Annotated in this window: 12 protein-coding genes; 7 read left to right on the top strand and 5 right to left on the bottom strand. The window is 72.6% G+C overall.

Annotated elements, in window-relative coordinates; genetic code table 11:
* Positions 1–77 precede the first annotated feature (77 nt).
* Positions 78–1,631: a hypothetical protein gene (locus tag ACGF3J_RS00150; RefSeq protein ID WP_161331560.1), complete on the top strand. Its 1,554-nt coding sequence runs from the start codon at positions 78–80 to the stop codon at positions 1,629–1,631.
* A gap of 21 nt (positions 1,632–1,652) precedes the next feature.
* Here ACGF3J_RS00150 and ACGF3J_RS00145 read toward each other — a convergent pair whose 3' ends face one another.
* Positions 1,653–2,066 (bottom strand): organic hydroperoxide resistance protein, encoded by a 414-nt coding sequence (locus tag ACGF3J_RS00145; protein ID WP_393853282.1) that lies wholly within the window; start codon positions 2,064–2,066, stop codon positions 1,653–1,655.
* 137 nt (positions 2,067–2,203) lie between these two features.
* Between ACGF3J_RS00145 and ACGF3J_RS00140 the strand changes: the two genes are divergently transcribed.
* Both ACGF3J_RS00140 and galE read left to right on the top strand, forming a co-directional pair.
* Entirely contained in the window at positions 2,204–2,674 is a 471-nt protein-coding gene (locus ACGF3J_RS00140; RefSeq protein ID WP_161331562.1) for a MarR family winged helix-turn-helix transcriptional regulator, read from the top strand.
* A gap of 75 nt (positions 2,675–2,749) precedes the next feature.
* On the top strand, positions 2,750–3,730 hold the full coding sequence (galE, locus tag ACGF3J_RS00135) for a UDP-glucose 4-epimerase GalE (RefSeq protein ID WP_393853281.1): 981 nt from the start codon (positions 2,750–2,752) through the stop codon (positions 3,728–3,730).
* 173 nt (positions 3,731–3,903) lie between these two features.
* Here galE and ACGF3J_RS00130 read toward each other — a convergent pair whose 3' ends face one another.
* A complete protein-coding gene (locus tag ACGF3J_RS00130) occupies positions 3,904–4,281 on the bottom strand; it encodes a nuclear transport factor 2 family protein (protein ID WP_161331564.1) in 378 nt (125 codons plus the stop codon).
* A 59-nt stretch (positions 4,282–4,340) separates the two neighbouring features.
* On the bottom strand, positions 4,341–4,973 hold the full coding sequence (locus ACGF3J_RS00125; protein WP_161331565.1) for a TetR/AcrR family transcriptional regulator: 633 nt from the start codon (positions 4,971–4,973) through the stop codon (positions 4,341–4,343).
* Between the two features lie 166 nt (positions 4,974–5,139).
* Here ACGF3J_RS00125 and ACGF3J_RS00120 point away from each other — a divergent pair, with 166 nt between their 5' ends.
* The 4 genes from ACGF3J_RS00120 (at position 5,140) to ACGF3J_RS00105 (ending at position 10,996) form a co-directional block, all read left to right on the top strand.
* Complete coding sequence (locus ACGF3J_RS00120; RefSeq protein ID WP_161331566.1) at positions 5,140–6,060, top strand: ABC transporter permease; 921 nt, start codon at positions 5,140–5,142, stop codon at positions 6,058–6,060.
* Positions 6,053–6,916 carry an ABC transporter ATP-binding protein gene (locus ACGF3J_RS00115; RefSeq protein ID WP_161331567.1) on the top strand — a complete coding sequence of 288 codons (864 nt, stop codon included), beginning with the start codon at positions 6,053–6,055 and terminating at the stop codon, positions 6,914–6,916. Before ACGF3J_RS00120 ends, ACGF3J_RS00115 begins: the two co-directional genes overlap by 8 nt.
* A gap of 124 nt (positions 6,917–7,040) precedes the next feature.
* Positions 7,041–9,257 (top strand): CDP-glycerol glycerophosphotransferase family protein, encoded by a 2,217-nt coding sequence (locus ACGF3J_RS00110; RefSeq protein ID WP_161331568.1) that lies wholly within the window; start codon positions 7,041–7,043, stop codon positions 9,255–9,257.
* On the top strand, positions 9,254–10,996 hold the full coding sequence (locus tag ACGF3J_RS00105) for a glycosyltransferase family 2 protein (protein ID WP_393853280.1): 1,743 nt from the start codon (positions 9,254–9,256) through the stop codon (positions 10,994–10,996). Before ACGF3J_RS00110 ends, ACGF3J_RS00105 begins: the two co-directional genes overlap by 4 nt.
* A 244-nt stretch (positions 10,997–11,240) precedes the next feature.
* Here ACGF3J_RS00105 and ACGF3J_RS00100 read toward each other — a convergent pair whose 3' ends face one another.
* Complete coding sequence (locus ACGF3J_RS00100; protein WP_393853279.1) at positions 11,241–12,713, bottom strand: hypothetical protein; 1,473 nt, start codon at positions 12,711–12,713, stop codon at positions 11,241–11,243.
* A 113-nt stretch (positions 12,714–12,826) separates the two neighbouring features.
* Complete coding sequence (locus ACGF3J_RS00095; protein WP_161327891.1) at positions 12,827–17,782, bottom strand: NAD-glutamate dehydrogenase; 4,956 nt, start codon at positions 17,780–17,782, stop codon at positions 12,827–12,829.
* Positions 17,783–17,817 lie beyond the last annotated feature (35 nt).

Here is a 17,817-nt window from a genome sequence, read left to right as displayed (position 1 = left end):
GTGACTTGGGTTCAGGGCGGTGACCCCGCCGGGAACATACGCCAAATGTCCCGAATGTCCCATCCTCTGATCCTTTCGTGAGCGCCGACGTCCTCGTCCGGCGGCCGGTACGCGGAGCGACGGCGCTGCGCGGTGGCCGCGGCCGGCGCCCCACCCCGTACCAGGTCGCCGGCTTCCTGTTCCTCCTGGTGATGTCGCTGGCGTACTGGGCGGTGCCGCTGTGCTGCGACGCGGGCCAGCACGCGGCGGTCGTGGAGCGCCTGAAGGCCGACCTCCTGGACCCCCGGCACCCGATGGCCGACCTGCCCGGCGCGGGCAGCGCGTACTACTCGCCGTACGCCCTCGCCCAGGGCGTGTTCGCGCGGCTGACCGGCCTGGGCGGCTGGGAGGTGGTGCGGCTCGCCGGGCCGCTGAACCTGCTGGTACTGCTGACCGGCCTGAACCGCTTCGTACGGGTGCTGAGCCCGCGGCCGTGGGCGCCGGTGCTGGCGCTGGGCGCGATGACGCTGCTGTGGGGCACCGAGCGGGCCTGGTGGAGCGGCTACCTCGGGCTGATGTCGATGACGGGCAACCTCGGCTACCCGTCGACGTGCGCGATCGGGCTCACCTTCTGGGCCTGGGCGCTGACCGGGGCGCGGGCCAGGGACGAGCGCCGGGTGCGGTACGTGGGGCCGAGCGGGCTGCGCGGACTGCCCGGGTACGCGGGGCTCGGCGCCCTGTACGGGCTGGTCCTCCTGATCCACCCGATCACCTCGGTGGCGGCGGCCCTGGGCGCGGTGGCGCTGGTGGCCGGGTGGCAGCGCGGATGGCGCGGCCCGGTCGTGGGGCGCTGGGCGCTGACGGGCGCGGTGGCGGTGGCGTCGGCGGCACTGTGGCCGTACTTCGACGTGTTCGCGCTGGCCGGCGACGACAGCGTGGACGCGCTGCACCGGGTGCTGTACCTGGACCTGCCCGGCGAGTTCTGGCTGGGGCTACTCGGGCTGCCGGCGCTGTGGGCGCGCGGACGCCGCTCGGCCCGGGACCCGCTGGTGCTGATGTTCGCGCTGGACTGCGCGGTGGTGGCGTACGGCTGGTGCAGCGGGCACTACACCTACGGCCGGATCCTCGGGCTCTCACTGGTGCCGGCGCAGCTCGCGCTGGCGGTGGAGCTGGCGGCACCGCGGCCGTGGGGGCGGTGGCGCGGGGCGCTGGGCGGGGTGGCGGCCGCGGGTGCCGCGCTGGGGTTCCTCACGGTCCACGCCGGGGCGGTGGTGCCGCGGGCGCTGGACCCGGTCGGCTTCGAGCAGCCGCCCGACTGGCCGGAGTACGCGTGGGCAGCCCGGCACATCGGCCCCGGCGAGGTCGTGGTCACCGACGGCTACTACGCCGGGCACGCCATCGCCGGGTACGGACCCAACCTCGCGGCCCCCGCCTGGCCGGACCCGGCGCTGGACGAACGGAAGCGCGGGCGGCGGGTGGCCGATGTCCGGGCGTACCTCGCGCCCGGTTCGACCCGCGCCGAGCGCGCCGCCGTCGTCCGCCGGTACGACGTCCGCTGGCTGCTGCTGACCCGCTGGCACCCGGTGCCCGAGGAGGCGGTCGTGGTGGCGTGGAGCGGGCGCACCGGCGAGGTCCTGGCGCGGGTCGGATGAGCGGGGGTGCCGCCGCCCGGACTACTCGATGACCAGCTCGACCGGGACGTTGCCCCGGGTGGCGTTGGAGTAGGGGCAGACCTGGTGGGCCTGCTCGACCAGCTTGCGGCCGGTCTCCTGGTCGAGGCCCTCGGGCAGCTCGACCCGCAGCGTGACGGCGAGCGCGAAGCCCTCGCCCTGCTTGCCGATGCCGACCTCGGCGGTCACGGCGGCCTCGCTGACGTCGACCTTCGCCTGCCGGCCGACGACGCCGAGGGCGCTGCCGAAGCAGGCGGCGTAACCGGCGGCGAACAGCTGCTCGGGGTTGGTGCCCTTGCCGTCGCCGCCCATCTCGACGGGGGCGCTGAGCGCGAGGTCGAGCTTGTTGTCCGAGCTGACGGCGCGGCCTTCGCGGCTGTGGGTGGCGGTGGCGGCGGCGGTGTAGAGCGCGTCCATGGGAAACCCGTGCCTCTCAGTGGGGTGCGTCGCACGTGGTGGCGACCGCTGACATCCACAAGTAGAGCACGCAACTTGAAAGCGCGCAACTAAATTGCACGCAACTGAATGACGTCTGGTCGGCTACCCTGGATGCCATGACCACGCCCGCGACCGACTGGCTCCGCCTGGACCAGCAGATCTGCTTCTCCCTGAACGCCGCGTCCCGCGCCTTCGGCGGCGTCTACCGCGTGGTCCTCAAGGACCTGGGACTCACCTACCCGCAGTACCTGGTGCTCCTGGTGCTGTGGGAGCACGGCGAACTGCCCGTGAAGAAGCTCGGCGAGCACCTCCGCCTCGACTCCGGCACGCTCTCGCCGCTGCTCAAGCGGCTGGAGGCGGCCGGTCTGGTCCGGCGGGAGCGCAGCGCGCGCGACGAGCGGTCGGTGGAGGTGCGGCTGACCGCGGAGGGCGTCGCGCTGCGCGAGCGGGCCGCCGAGGTGCCGCGCCGGATCGCCGCGGCGACGGGGCTGGACGTGACCGAGGTCCAGGACCTGCGCGACCGCCTCGACCGGCTCACCTCCGCCCTGGACGCGTACGGCACCGATCCGGCCCCGGCACCGTCCTGAGGGGTGCGGGAGCCCGCGGGGCGCCCGATGAAGGATCATGTCCACCCAGGACCACTCACGAGGGGACGGCCGCACATGACCTGGCTGATCACCGGCGGCGCCGGATACATCGGGGCGCACGTCGTACGGGCGATGACCGAGGCGGGCGAGCAGGCGGTGGTGTACGACGACCTGTCCACCGGCATCGCCGACCGCGTGCCCGACGGCGTCCCGCTGGTGGTGGGCTCGGTCCTGGACGGCGAACGGATCGCCCGGGCCCTGGCCGACCACTCCGTCACCGGCGTCGTGCACCTGGCCGCGAAGAAGCAGGTCGGCGAGTCGGTGGACCTGCCGCTGCACTACTACCGGGAGAACGTCGAGGGCCTGCGCGTCCTGCTCGACGCGGTCACGGCGGCCGAGGTCCCGTCCTTCGTCTTCTCCTCCTCCGCCGCCGTGTACGGCATGCCGGACGTCGATCTGGTGACGGAGGAGACCCCGTGCGCACCCATGTCGCCGTACGGCGAGACCAAGCTGGCCGGCGAGTGGCTGGTCCGCGCCACCGGCCGGGCGACGGGCCTGGCCACCGCCTCCCTCCGCTACTTCAACGTCGCGGGCGCGGCGAGCCCCGAGCTGGCCGACACCGGCGTCTACAACCTCGTCCCGATGGTGTTCGAGAAGCTGACCGAGGGCGCCGCCCCGCGCGTCTTCGGCGACGACTACGCGACGCCGGACGGGACCTGCGTCCGCGACTACATCCACGTCGTCGACCTGGCCGAGGCGCACGTGGCCGCGGCCCGCGCGCTCCAGTCCTCGCCGGGCCGCACCCTCACCCTCAACATCGGCCGGGGCGAGGGCGTCTCCGTCCGCGAGATGATCGACCACATCAACGCCCTCACCGGTCACGACCACCCTGCGACGGTCACCCCCCGCCGCCCCGGCGACCCGGCCCGCGTCGTCGCCTCGGCCGACCGCGCCGCCGTCGAACTGGGCTGGAAGGCCAAGTACGACGTCGAGGAAATGATCACGTCGGCATGGTCGGGCTGGGTACGGCTGCACCCGGAGGCGGCACGGAACTGAGCCGGCACGCCTGGCGGCCTGAAGCCGGGCCCCGGGAAAACCTCCGTGCGCACCGCCCGCGGCCGGCCCACCGCACACGGCCGGCCGCACGCGCGACGGGCCGGACGACCATGCCGGACCTTGCGGTGGAGGTGCTCCGGGCCGCCGCCCGGTGAGGGGGGCGGCCACGGAAGTCACAAGGGCCGCACGAACGCCTCTCGCCACTGGGGGGACGGGTCCGAGCCCAGCTCCGTCCAGTACTCACGGCCGGCGGTGATCCGGCCGGCGCTGACCGTCCAGAGCGACACGACGCGGTGGACGCCCATCGTCTCGTGCGGGACCTCCACCTCGGAGACCACGGTCTCGCCGTCGGCCACGACGCGCAGCACGTCTATCGACCAGCCCTCCGGATACTCCGCGTTGACCGCCATGAAGTCGGCGCGGCCCACGATCCGCTCCGCGCTGACCGGCCACTCCACGACCAGGTCGTCGGCCAGCAGGGCGCCGAGGCCCGCCCAGTCACGGGCCTGCATGCGGGACCAGAACTCCTGCACGATCGCCGTAGGTTCCATCCCTGCATACTCGCAGGCACCACCGACAGTCCCGCCCGGACGACCGGTCCGGCCTCGGCTCAGAGCGCCCGCAGGCCCGCCGCCGTGGCCCGGGCCAGCGCTGCCAGGTGGCCCTTCGGCAGCTTCGGGCTGCGGATGACCACCGAGCGCCAGTACAGCGGGCCCGAGATCAGGTCGAGGGCCAGGTCGGTGTCGAGACCGGCGGCCAGCTCACCGCGTTCCGCCGCCGCCGCGAGGATCTTGCTGGCGACGCCGTCCTGACCCTCCCGCAGGGTCTTTTGCAGCACCTCGGCGATCTCGGGGTTGCGGGCCGCCTCCGCCTGGAGGTCGGGGATGATCTGCGAGGCCACCGGGTGGCGCAGGGCCCGGGACGTGACTTCGTACAGCAGCCGCAGGTCGCCCTCCAGCGAACCCGTGTCGGGCGCGGGCAGGCCCTGCACGGCCAGCGCCGAGACGACGTCGAGCACCAGGTGCAGCTTGGAGCGCCAGCGCCGGTAGACGGCGGTCTTGCCGACCCCCGCGCGGCGCGCGATCCCCTCGATGGACATCCGCGCGTAGCCGACCGCCGCGAGCTCCTCGAAGACCGCCGCCCGGATCGCCTCCGTCACGTCCTCGCGGAGCACGGCCGCCCCGGCGGGGGCCCGGCGGCGGCGCGGGCGCGGCTGGGGCTCGTCGGCGGCGTCGGTCGTCATGCCGGACAGCATAGGGCGTAGCGACGAAACGGTTGCGTTCCGGCGTCAGCACGCCGTACGCTCCCGTTACGACGATACGGTCCCGTCCCGACGTCAATGAACGCCTCGAGACGTCCGGGTGAACGACGGGAATCGCTTCCACCCCCCGAGCGAAAGCAGCGCGGATGTGAGTCAGGTCCTCGACACACCGCCCCCCACGGCGGCCGCCCCCGCCGAACACGACCTCGCGGCCCTCGCCGCACGCCACGGTCTGACGGTCAGCGGCGCCCGCCCCTCCCTGCCCGAGTACGTCCGCCAGCTGTGGGCCCGACGGCACTTCATCGGCGCCTTCTCCACCGCCAAGCTCACCGCCCAGTACAGCCAGGCCAAGCTCGGCCAGGTCTGGCAGGTGATGACGCCCCTGCTCAACGCGGCGGTGTACTACTTCATCTTCGGCATGCTGATGAACACCAGCCGCGGAGTGGAGGACTTCGTCCCGTTCCTGGTCACCGGCGTGTTCGTGTGGACGTTCACCCAGAGTTCGATCATGGCGGGCACCCGGGCCATATCAGGCAACCTCGGCCTCGTCCGCGCCCTGCACTTCCCGCGGGCCGCGCTGCCGGTCTCCTTCTGCCTCCAGCAGCTCCAGCAGCTGATGTTCTCGATGGGCGCCCTCGTGGTGATCCTGCTGGCGTTCGGCGTCCCGCCCGGCCCCTCCTGGCTGCTGGCGATCCCGGCGCTGGTGCTCCAGTTCGTGTTCAACGCGGGCGTGGCCATGGTCATGGCCCGGGTGGGCTCCAAGATCCCGGACATGGCCCAGCTGATGCCCTTCCTGCTGCGCACCTGGATGTACGCCTCGGGCGTCATGTTCAGCATCCACCACATGACCGGCCCCGACAGCGACCTGCCCTCCTGGGTCGGCCCGCTGCTCCAGGTCAACCCGGCCGTCGTCTACATCGACCTGATGCGCTTCGCCCTGATCGACAGCTTCGGCGGGGACATGCTGCCGAACCACGTGTGGGCGATGGCCCTGGGCTGGGCCCTGGTCGCCGGGATCGGCGGCTTCATCTACTTCTGGAAGGCCGAGGAGACGTACGGTCGTGGCTGACAACACCCCCGCAGAGCGCGTCCCCACCGTCGTCGTCGACGGCGTCGACATCGTCTACCGGGTCAACGGCACCGGGGCGGGCCGCGGTTCCGCGACCGCCGCCCTCAACCGCATCCTGCGCCGCAAGAAGAGCGAGAAGGCCGCGGGCGTGCGCCGGGTGCACGCGGTGAAGAAGGTGTCCTTCGTGGCGTACCGCGGCGAGGCGATCGGCCTGATCGGCACCAACGGCTCCGGCAAGTCGACGCTGCTCAAGGCGGTCGCCGGACTGCTCCCGGTGGAGAACGGCCGCATCTACACCGACGGCCAGCCCTCGCTGCTCGGCGTGAACGCCGCCCTGATGAACGACCTCACCGGCGAGCGCAACGTGTACCTCGGCGGCCTGGCGATGGGCATGTCCCGCGCGCAGATCAAGGAGCGCCACCAGGACATCGTCGACTTCTCCGGGATCAACGACAAGGGCGACTTCATCACCCTGCCGATGCGCACGTACTCCTCCGGGATGTCCGCCCGCCTGCGCTTCTCCATCGCCGCGGCCAAGGACCACGACGTGCTGCTGGTCGACGAGGCACTGGCCACCGGCGACCGCTCCTTCCAGAAGCGTTCCGAGGAGCGCATCCGGGAGCTGCGCAAGCACGCCGGCACGGTCTTCCTGGTCAGCCACAGCAACAAGTCCATCCGCGACACCTGCGACCGGGTGCTGTGGCTGGAGCGCGGCGAGCTGCGGATGGACGGGCCCACGGAGGAGGTCCTGAAGGAGTACGAGAAGTTCACCGGCGGCCCGGACAAGGCGGCGAAGCCGAAGGCCGCGCCCAAGGCGGCAGCCAAAGCCGCGCCGCAGACGAAGGTCTCCGCCTGACGGCGCGCTTCCCCCGTGAGGCGTACTCTCGATTAACCCTTTTGCCCGTTTGATGCCACCATGTCCGAATAGATGCGACCCCAAGGAGTGCGCAGGGAGCGACCAAGGCTAAGGAGCCCCAGCGATGCCCGAGACCCCCGACCTCAGCGTCGTCGTCCACGGCCCCAACGTCCAGGACCACCTGCCCGCGCTCCTCGACTCCCTGGCCGCCCACGCGCTCACCGGCGTCGAAGTGATCGTCGCCGCCGTCGGGGACTGGGCCGGGGAGACGGCCGAGGGCCACACCCCCGCGTTCACCGTGCTGCCCCTCCCCGACGGCGCCCGCGACTCCGCGGCCCGCGCGGCGGGGGCGGCGCGGGCGCGGGGCCGGTGGCTGCACTTCGTGCACGCCAAGGACGGGCTGCCGCCCGGCGCCCCGCGCACCGTCGCCCAGCACGCCGCGGACCTCCCCGACACGGTGGACGTCCTGCTGTTCGACCACGTCCGCAGCACCTGGCGGGCCTCCGGCCTGCCCTCCCCCGACGGTCCCCGCCTCGCCCGCGCCGGACACGCCGACCTCGCCCTGGACGACCGCGCGGCGCTGCTCGGGCTGACCCCGCTGCTCGGGAACCGCGCCGTGCGCGCCGGCTTCTGGCGGGCGCACGAGCGCCTCCTCACCACCGACGACGAGCCGTTCGCCGCCCTGGCCGCCCTGCTGCTCGCCGACCGCGTCGCCTGCCTGCCCCAGCCGGCGTTCGAGGACCGCCGGCTGCGCGCCGAGAGCCTCCCACCGGTCACGCCGGAGCAGCGGTACGCCCTGGTCGACCGCTACGAGACGCTGCTCGGCCTCGCCGCCGACCGCCCGGCCGTCCGCGGCGCCCTGTACGACCTGATGGTCCGCGACTGCCTGCGCACCTTCGCCCGCGCGGAAATGCCGGACGACGTGGCGCGGGAGTTCTTCCGCAGGGCGTCGTCGGCCGCCCGGCGCCTGCGCCCCGACGGCCACCGGAGCCCGGCCGGACTCGAAGGCGTACGCCGGTCGCTGCTGGCCGACTGCGCGTACTCGAAGTACCGCGCCCTCCAGGCCGCCAACCACACGCGCCGCCGGGTGCGGTCGGCGGTGCGCACCGGCCGGCGCCTGGCCGGCGACCGGGTGCGCTCCCTCCAGTACCGCAGGGCACTGGCCCGCCCGATCGACCCGCACCTCGCCGTCTTCTCGGCCTACTGGGCCCGCGGTGTGGCCTGCAACCCGGCCGCGATAGCCGCCGAGCTGGCCGAACTCGCCCCGCACGTCCACCCGGTGTGGGTGGTCACGGCGGCGAACGCGGCGCTGCTGCCGCCCGGCACCGACCACGTCGTCCCCGGCACCCGCCGCTACTGGGAGGTGCTGGCCCGCGCCAAGTACCTGGTCAACAACGTCAACTTCCCGGACGCGGTGGTCAAACGCCCCGGCACCGTCCACCTCCAGACGCACCACGGCACCCCGCTCAAGCGCATGGGCCTGGACCAGATGCCGTACCCCGCCGCCGCCCGGGGCCTGGACTTCCCGGCGCTCCTCGAGCGCGTCGACCGGTGGGACTACAGCGTCTCCGCCAACGGCCACACGACCCGTATGTGGCAACGGGCCTACCCGTCCCGCCACGTCTCCCTCGACCACGGCTATCCGCGCAACGACGTCTACTACACGGCCGGCGCCGCCGAGGTCCGCGCGGTCCGCGAGCGCCTGGGCATCCCGCCCGGCCGCAGGGCGATCCTCTACGCGCCCACCCACCGCGACTACGAGGCGGGCTGGACCCCGCGCCTCGACCTCGCCGCACTGGTGGCCGACCTCGGCGAGGAAACGGTCCTGCTGGTCCGCGCCCACTACTTCTACGAGGGCGCTTCCACCCCGTCCGCCCCGCTGGCCGGCCTGCGCCGCACCGGCCGCCTCATCGACGTCTCCTCCTACGAACCCGTCGAGGAGCTGTGCCTGGCCGCCGACGCGCTGGTCACGGACTACTCGTCGATCATGTTCGACTACGCCAACCTGGACCGCCCGATCGTCATCCACGCCGACGACTGGGAGACGTACCGAACCACCCGCGGCGTCTACTTCGACCTGATGGCCGAGGCGCCCGGCCCGGTCGCCCGCGGCCAGGCCGAACTCACGGAGATCCTCACCACCGACGCCTGGCACGACGAGAGTGCGGCCAAGGCGCGGACCGCCTTCCGGCGCCGGTTCTGCGAGTACGACGACGGCCGCGCCGCCGAACGCGTCGTCCGCCGGGTCTTCCTCGGCGAGGACGAACGCACGCTGCCCCCGGTGCTGCCGATCGAGGAGCGCACCCCGGCGCCGAGCCCGGAGGAGGCCCACGCGTCATGAGAGCCGTCACGAGAGCCGCCACGAGTCCCGCCACCGACCCCGCCGCGGGCCTCCCGCCCGCGCCCTCGTCCGTGGACGCCCCGGACGTCACCGTCACGGTCATCGTCTACAACGACGCCGAGCGCCTCCCCCGCGCGGTCGCGTCCGTGCTGCGCCAGACCCACGCGAACATCGAGGTCGTCATCAGCGACGACCACTCGACCGACGCGACCCCCGAGGTGGCCCGCGCGCTGGCGGCCCGCGACCCGCGCGTCGTGTACCTGCGCCTGCCGGAGAACAGCGGCGGGTGCAGCGCGCCGCGCAACCGCGCCCTGGAGATCGCGCGGGCGCCGTACCTGATGTTCCTGGACAGCGACGACGAACTCCCCGAGCGCGCCGTCGAGACCCTGCTCGCCGCCCACCGCGAACGCGAACTCGACTTCGCGATGGGGGCGGTGCACCGGATACGCGTGGACGGCGGCCGCCGCACCACGTGGATGCCGCACCTGGTCGCCGAACGCCGCACCCTGGACGGCATCGAGGCCGATCCGCGGCTGTTCTTCGAGCACCTGTCGACCAGCAAGATGTACGCCCGCGCCTTCCTCGACCGGCACGGCCTGCGCTTCCCCGAGGGCATCCACTACGAGGACCAGCTCTTCTCGGCGCAGGCGTACTGCCTGGCCAGGACGTTCACCGTCGTCCCCGAACCGGTCTACCGCTGGTACGTCGCCCCGTACGCCGCCTCCGAGACGGCCTCCATCTCCAACCAGCGGCACCTGCTGAGCAACGTCCGCGACCGCGTCCACGTCCAGCGCCTCATCGACGCGTTCCTGACCGGGAGCGGGCACGAGTCGCTGCGCGAGGACAAGGACTTCAAGTTCCTCAAGCACGACTTCCGCATGTACGCCGGTGACCTCCCGTACCGGGACGACGCCTGGCTCGCGTCCTTCGCCGACCTCATGACGCCCTACCTCGACACGCTCACCGAGGGCGCCTACGCGCGCCTGCCCCGCGCCGAACGGGTGGTCCTCCGACTGCTGCGCGACCGGCGCCTGTCCGACGTACGCGTGGCGGCGCGGGGCCTCGGGCACGCCGTCGCACCGCGCCGGGTGACGCCGGACGGGGAGAGCGGCCGGACCTACTGGGGCGAGGAGGTCCCCGGGTCGGCCGAGGCCCGCCGCGAGCTGGACCTGACGGACCTGGAGCTGGACACCCGCCCGTTCTTCACCGCCCTGCTCCGGCACGAGATCACGGACCTCGCGCGCGGCCCCGGTGCGTCGATCGACCTCACGGTCCGCACCTACGATCCCGCGCTGCGCCTCCCGGTCGGCCCGCAGCGTGCCACCCTGTACCTCTCGCCGGGCCGCCGGCGCCTGACGGTCCCCTTCCGCCTCTCCCCGGTCCGCCCCGGCGTCTTCGAGGGCCGCGTCCGCCTCGACCTCGCGGCGGCCCGCCTGCCCGTGCACGGCTTCGAGGGGCTGCGCCACCCCGTACTCCGGCTGCGCCACCAGGGCCGCGTCCACACGGGCATCCTCCTGGCCCCGCTGCGCTTCCCGGCCCTCACCGCCCGCGTCCCGTACCACGCCGGCACCACCCCGCACCGGGTCACGGTGGAACCTGAGGGCCACAACCCGGGCCGCCTGCAGGTCCACTGGCAGCCGGTGGGCACCACGGCGACCCTCCTCCACCCGGCCGCCCGCCGCCTCTCCACCCCCCGAACCCGCCGAGCGGCCCGCTTGGCGGCAAACATCCTCCACTGAACCCCCCTCAGCTGAGGGCAGTCGCGCCGCCGGGACGGCACGGGCGGGCGCACCCTCCCCCCGCCCCACTCAGCTGCGGGCAGTCGTGCCGCTGGGGCGATGGGGGTCCCCCCGCTCGAGCGAAGCCGAGAGTGGGGGAGGGTGGGCGCAGCGGCACCCGGCAAGCGCCGGCCCGCGTCACCCACCCCCGCCCCACACGATCACCGGGCACCCGACCAACGCACGTCCACGCCCAACGCCCACCTCACCCCACCACCGCGTACAGCACCCACCCACCCGGCCCCCGCCCCACCTCCCGCAACCCCGCGTCCCCCCGCACCCCCACCCCCCGATCCACCACCCACCGCACGTCATAGGCCCGCTCGATCCCCCTCCGCACACCCCCCGACACCCCCTCCACCCCCACCGAGAAATACCTCCGCACCGCCCCCACCCGCTCCCCCTCGTCATCGAGGAAGAAGTCGGTGTACCCCGGCGCCACCGTGTACGCCCCGGTCGCCGGAATCCGCCGGGACGGAAACTCCCTCGCCATGACCACGTCCCCGTACCCCACCCACCGCGTGATCCAGCCGTACCCCTCCCACGGCTCCCGGTACTTCTCCGCCACCACCCCCGGCAACGCCTCCCGCCCGACCGCGTACCCCAGCACCCCCACCTGCCCCCAGACCCCCACCACCAGCGCCACCCCCAGCACCCCCGCCCACACCCACCGCACCGCCCGCCGCCCGGACTCCCCCACCTCCACCGCCACCGCGAGCTGCGCCGGAATCACCGCCGCGGGCAGCACCCGCCCCCACGACCAGTGCCCGGTCACCCCGCCCGCCGCGAACACCACCAGCCCCAGCGCGAAGAACAGCACCAGCACGTCCCGCCGGTCACGCCGCCACCGCACCACCAGCGCGGCCACCCCCACCAGCACCAGCCAGTACCGCGCCCACAGGTCCCGGTACAGCGACCGGTGCACCTCGTCCATCCCGTCCGCGGCTCCGAAGAGCGCGAAGAAGTCGTAGTACGGCCAGACCCACAGCACCACCACCCCCAGCGCCAGCGCCCCCGCCACCCGCGCCCACACCCGTCGCCCGGCATGCCGCGCGCCGATCACGACGGCGAGGGCGCCCAACGACGCGACGATCCCGGAGTACTGATGGACCAGCAGGATCACGGCCCACAGCACCCCGCACCCCAGCCAGGCCCCCCACCCGTCCGCCCGTGCCAGCCACGCCCACAGGTGAAACGCCAGCCCGAGGGCGAGCACACTCGGGTACGCCACCGTCAACGCGAGGGAGTGCAGCCCGAGAAAGCCGCTCCAGCTGAACTCGGTCGTCCCCCACAGCAGCAGCAGGCACAGCAGCGCCAACGGGGGCACCGCCGGGCGCGGGCTCAGCGTGCGGGCGTACCGCCACACCCCCGTGACCAGCACCGCGAGCGCCACCACCGCCCCGATCCGCAGCACGGTGAAGACGGAGAACCCGGTCACCCCGGTCACCCAGCCCAGCGGCACCGTCCACGGCGTGTAGTACGGGCTCGGCGTGTCCGCGTCGACCAGCGGGTTGCCGGGGTGGAGGAGGTCGTGCCGCAGGCGTTCGAGGGTGGCGGCGTGCATGCCCAGGTCACCGACCCAGGGCAGCCGGACCACCACCAGGACCAGCAGCAGGAGGACGAGGGCCGCCCCCGCCCGCGGCAGCGCGGTGCGCGTCAATGCGGAACGCCCGGTCACGCGATCACTTTATCCGCACAAGACGCACAAATAAGACACGGGCGGGACATAAAGGCGCCCCGGGCCGTCAAGACCCGGGGCGCCCGCCAAGCCCTGTTCAGGCGGCTACACCGTCACGCGTGCGTGCGCAGCAGCGTCCGCATCGTCCGCATCGCCACCGACAGGTTGGACAGGTCGAACGCGTCCGACCCGTGAATCTCCTCCAGCGTGGTGCGGGCCCGGCCCAGGATGGCCGCGTTCTTCTGCTCCCACGTCTTGAAGCGCTGCTCCGGCGTGGACGTGCCGTTGCCCGCCGCCAGGACGTCGGCGGTGAGCGAGGCGTGGGCCGCGTACAGGTCCTCGCGGATCGCCGCACGGGCCATGGACTGCCAGCGGTCGGTGCGGGGCAGATCGCTGATCCGGTCCATCAGCTGCGTGATGCTCAGCCGGTCGGCGAGGTCGTAGTACACGTCGGCGACCTCCAGCGGCTCCTTGCCCATGCGGTCGGCCACCGACACGATGTCCAGCGTCGGGAAGGCCGAGGAGAACCCGGCCACCCGGGTGGCCGTCTCGTCCGGGACGCCGGCGTCGGTCAGCTCGTCGAAGATGCGCTGGTACCACTCCGCGTCCGCGCCGCGCAGCAGCTTCGGCAGCTGCGACCAGACCTGCTCGACGCGCTCGGCGAAGAACTGCACCGTCTCGGCCAGCTCCAGCGGCTGCGGCCGGTTGTTCAGCAGCCAGCGGGTCCCGCGCTCGACCAGGCGGCGCGAGTGCAGCCGGATCCGGGTCTGCACCGCGGCGTCGACCTTGGTGTCCAGGGCCTCCACCGCGTCCCACACCGGGGCGGAGCGGAAGATCGCCCGGGCCGCGGTCTGCGCCCGCACGATCTCCTCCAGCGACGCGCCGGTCTCCTCGCGCATCCGGTGCAGATACGTCGTACCGCCCGTGTTGACCGTGTCGTTGACCAGGACGGTCGTCGTGATCTCCCGGCGCAGCGGGTGGCTGTCGATCCGCTCGAGGAACTGCTCGCGCAGCGCCGTCGGGAAGTACGCGTGCAGCAGGCCCTTGAGGTACGGGTCGTCGGGCAGCGAGGTGTGCAGCAGCTCCTCGGCGACCGTGATCTTCGTGTACGCCAGCAGCACGGCCGTCTCCGGGCCGGTCAGGCCCTGGCCGCTCTGGAGGCGCTCGCGAATCTGGCGGTCGGTGGGCAGGAACTCCAGCGCCCGGTCGAGACGCCCGTCCCGGACCAGGTGGCGCATGAAGCGCTGCTGGGCGTGGAGCATGTCGTTGGACTGGGCGAGCGCGTTGGCGATCGCCGTGTTCTGCGCGTAGTTGTTGCGCAGGACCAGCGCGCCGACCTCGTCGGTCATCTGGGCGAGCAGCTTGTTGCGCTGCTTGACCGTCATGTCACCGTCCTTGACCAGGCCGGTGAGCAGGATCTTGATGTTCACCTCGTGGTCGGAGGTGTCCACGCCCGCGCTGTTGTCGATGGCGTCGGTGTTGATCTTGCCGCCGGTGCGGGCGAACTCGATCCGGCCCAGCTGGGTCAGGCCCAGGTTGCCGCCCTCGCCGACGACCTGGGCGCGCAGGTCACCGCCGTCGACGCGGATGGCGTCGTTGGCCTTGTCGCCGACGTCCGCGTTGGACTCCGTGGAGGCCTTGACATAGGTGCCGATGCCGCCGTTCCACAGCAGGTCGACCGGGGCCGAGAGGATCGCCTTCATCAGGTCGGCCGGCGTCATCTTGGTGACGCGGGCCTCGATGCCCAGGGCCTCGCGCAGGTGGGCGTTGACCGGGATCGACTTGGCGGTGCGCGGGAAGACGCCGCCGCCGGGCGACAGGAGCGCGGTGTCGTAGTCCTCCCACGAGGAGCGCGGCAGGTCGAACAGGCGGCGGCGCTCGGCGTACGAGGTGGCCGCGTCCGGGTTCGGGTCGATGAAGATGTGCCGGTGGTCGAAGGCCGCGACCAGGCGGATGTGCTCGCTGAGCAGCATGCCGTTGCCGAACACGTCGCCGGACATGTCGCCGATGCCGACGACCGTGAAGTCCTGGGTCTGGGTGTCCACGCCCAGCTCAAGGAAGTGCCGCTTGACGGACTCCCAGGCGCCGCGGGCGGTGATGCCCATGCCCTTGTGGTCGTAGCCCGCGGAGCCGCCGGAGGCGAAGGCGTCGCCGAGCCAGAAGTTGTAGGACTCGGCGACCTCGTTGGCGATGTCCGAGAACTTCGCGGTGCCCTTGTCGGCGGCGACCACGAGGTAGGTGTCGTCCTCGTCGTGCCGGACGACGTCCGCGGGGTGCACGACCTCGCCGGCCACCATGTTGTCGGTGATGTCGAGCAGCGCCGAGATGAAGGTCTTGTAGCTGGCGATGCCCTCGGCCATCCAGGCGTCGCGGTCGACGGCCGGGTCGGGCAGCTGCTTGGCGACGAAGCCGCCCTTGGCGCCGACCGGCACGATGACGGTGTTCTTCACCATCTGCGCCTTGACCAGGCCGAGGATCTCGGTGCGGAAGTCCTCCCGGCGGTCCGACCAGCGCAGACCGCCGCGCGCGACCTTGCCGAAGCGCAGGTGCACGCCCTCGACGCGCGGCGAGTACACCCAGATCTCGAACGCCGGGCGCGGCGCGGGCAGGTCGGGGATGGCCTGCGGGTCGAACTTCATGGAGACGTAGTCGTGCGGCTTGCCGCCCGCCGCCTCCTGGAAGAAGTTGGTCCGCAGGGTCGCCTTGATCACGGTGAGGAAGGACCGCAGGATCCGGTCCTCGTCGAGGCTCGCCACCTGGTCGAGGGCCGCGTCGACCTCTTCGAGCAGGGCGTCCACGATCTCGCGCCCGGCGCGCTGGCGCTCGGGGGCCATCCGCGCCTCGAACAGGGAGATGAGCAGCCGGGTGGTGTGGACGTTGTTGCGGAGGGTGTCCTCCATGTAGTCCTGGCTGAACGTGGAGCCCGCCTGGCGCAGGTACTTGGCGTACGCCCGCAGCACCATGGCCTGCCGCCAGGTCAGTCCGGCGCTGAGCACGAGGGCGTTGAAGCCGTCGTTCTCCGACTGGGCGTTCCAGGTGGCGGCGAAGGCGTCCTGGAATCGCTCGCGGGCGTCGTCGCCGAGGTAGTCGGCGCCACCGGCCACCGACTTCGGCATCCGCAGGCCGAAGTCGTAGATCCAGGCCGTCGTGCGGTCCGCGCAGCGCAGCTCGTAGGGCCGCTCGTCGGTCACCTCGACGCCGAGCCGGCTGAGCACCGGGAGGACGGCGGACAGGGAGACCGTGCCGCCCTTCTGGTAGATCTTGAAACGCCGTTCCTCCGGGCCGGCGCCGACCGGCTCGTAGAGGCTCAGCGCGAAGGTGTTCTGCTCGTCGAGGCGCTCCAGGTGGCCGAGGTCGGCGACCGCGGAACGCGGGCCGTGGTCGGCCTTGTAGCCCTCGGGGAAGGCACCCCCGTAGTGCCGCAGCAGCTCGGCGGCGCGCTCCTCGCCGACCTCGGCGGTCAGCGCCTCGCCGAATCCGTCGGCCCAGGACCGCGCGGCCTCGACCAGGCGGGCCTCGATGCGCTCCTTGTCGGTCTCGGAGAGGTGCGGCAGCTCGGTGCCCTGCGGGACCCGGACGACGAAGTGCAGCCGGGACAGGATCGACTCGGTGTTCCAGGCGGTGAAGTCGACGCTGGTGCCGCCCAGCTCCTCCTTGAGGATGTCGATGATCCGCAGCCGGACGCCGGTGGTGTAGCGGTCGCGCGGGAGGTAGACGAGCGCCGAGTAGTAGCGGCCGTATTCGTCCTGGCGCAGGTAGAGCCGCAGGCGGCGGCGCTCCTGGAGGTAGAGCACCGAGGTGACGATCGGCTCCAGCTCCTCGACGGGCATCTGGAACATCTCGTCGCGCGGGTACGTCTCCAGGATCTGGAGCAGGTCCCGGCCGTCGTGGCTGTTGGGCGAGAACCCGGCGCGCTCCAGCACCTCCTCCACCTTGCGCCGCACGACCGGCACCCGGCGGACGGACTCGGTGTACGCGGCGGAGGAGAACAGGCCGAGGAAGCGCCGCTCACCGACGACGTCGCCGTTCTCGTCGAACTTCTTGACGCCGACGTAGTCCAGGTACGAGGGCCGGTGCACCGTGGCCCGGCTGTTCGCCTTGGTCAGCACCAGCAGCCGGTGCTCGCGCGCCTTGGCCCGGGCGTCGGCGGGAAGCCGCTCGAAGGAGGGGCTGACGGGGTGGCTCTCGTCGGTCTCGTGGTGCGGGTCGGAGCGCAGGATGCCCAGGCCGGTGCCGGCGACGGCGGCGAGGGAGTCGTCCTCGCGCAGCTCGTACTCGCGGAAGCCGAGGAAGGTGAAGTGGTCGTCGGCCAGCCAGCGCAGCAGCTCGCGAGCCTCCTCCAGCTCCCGCGGGGGCAGGTCGGCGGGGGTGTGCTCGGCGGGCAGCTCCTCCGCGATGCGGACGGCGGCGTCCCGCATCTTGCCCCAGTCCTCGACGGTCTCGCGGACGTCGTTGAGGACGCGCAGCAGGTCGGCGGTGATCTGCTTGAGGTCGCCGCGGTCGGTCTCGCGGTCGAACTCGACGTGGATCCAGGACTCGACGTGCGCGTCGTGCGGGAGGTCGGCGGTGGGCCGGCCGTCGAGCACCTCCACGAGCTTGCCGGCGACATCGCGGCGCACCACGATCTGCGGGTGGACGACGACGTGGATGCCGCGGCCCTGACGGGTCAGCTCGTTGGTCACGGAGTCGACGAGGAAGGGCATGTCGTCGGTGACCACCTCGACGACGGAGTGGCTGCACGTCCAGCCGTTCTCCTCGACCGTCGGGGTGTGCACCCGCACGTTCGCCGTGCCCTGCGGGCGGTTCTCGGCCAGCCGGTAGTGCGAGACGGCGCCGCCGAAGACGTCGACCGGGTCGCGGTCGGCCAGGTCCTCCGGAGCGGTGTGCCGGTAGTAACGCCGGAGGAACGCGAACACGGATGCGTGGTCCGGGGACGCGGCGCCCGGGGTGTCCGGGCTGCCCTTGTCCGTCGTCCCAGTCGGTAGGTGCCCCCCGACCGGGCTGTTCTCAGCTACCCGCGCAGCCCTTTCGAGCAGCTCGGCCTTGGCTTCGTCCAGCTTGGTCTGCATTGTCCTCTGGCTCCTGTCGCGCGCCGTTGCGTGAC

It is taken from the genome of Streptomyces sp. NPDC048171, assembly GCF_043202655.1.
In the GTDB taxonomy this organism is placed as follows: domain Bacteria; phylum Actinomycetota; class Actinomycetes; order Streptomycetales; family Streptomycetaceae; genus Streptomyces.
This window is presented reverse-complemented; position numbering and strand designations above follow the sequence as displayed.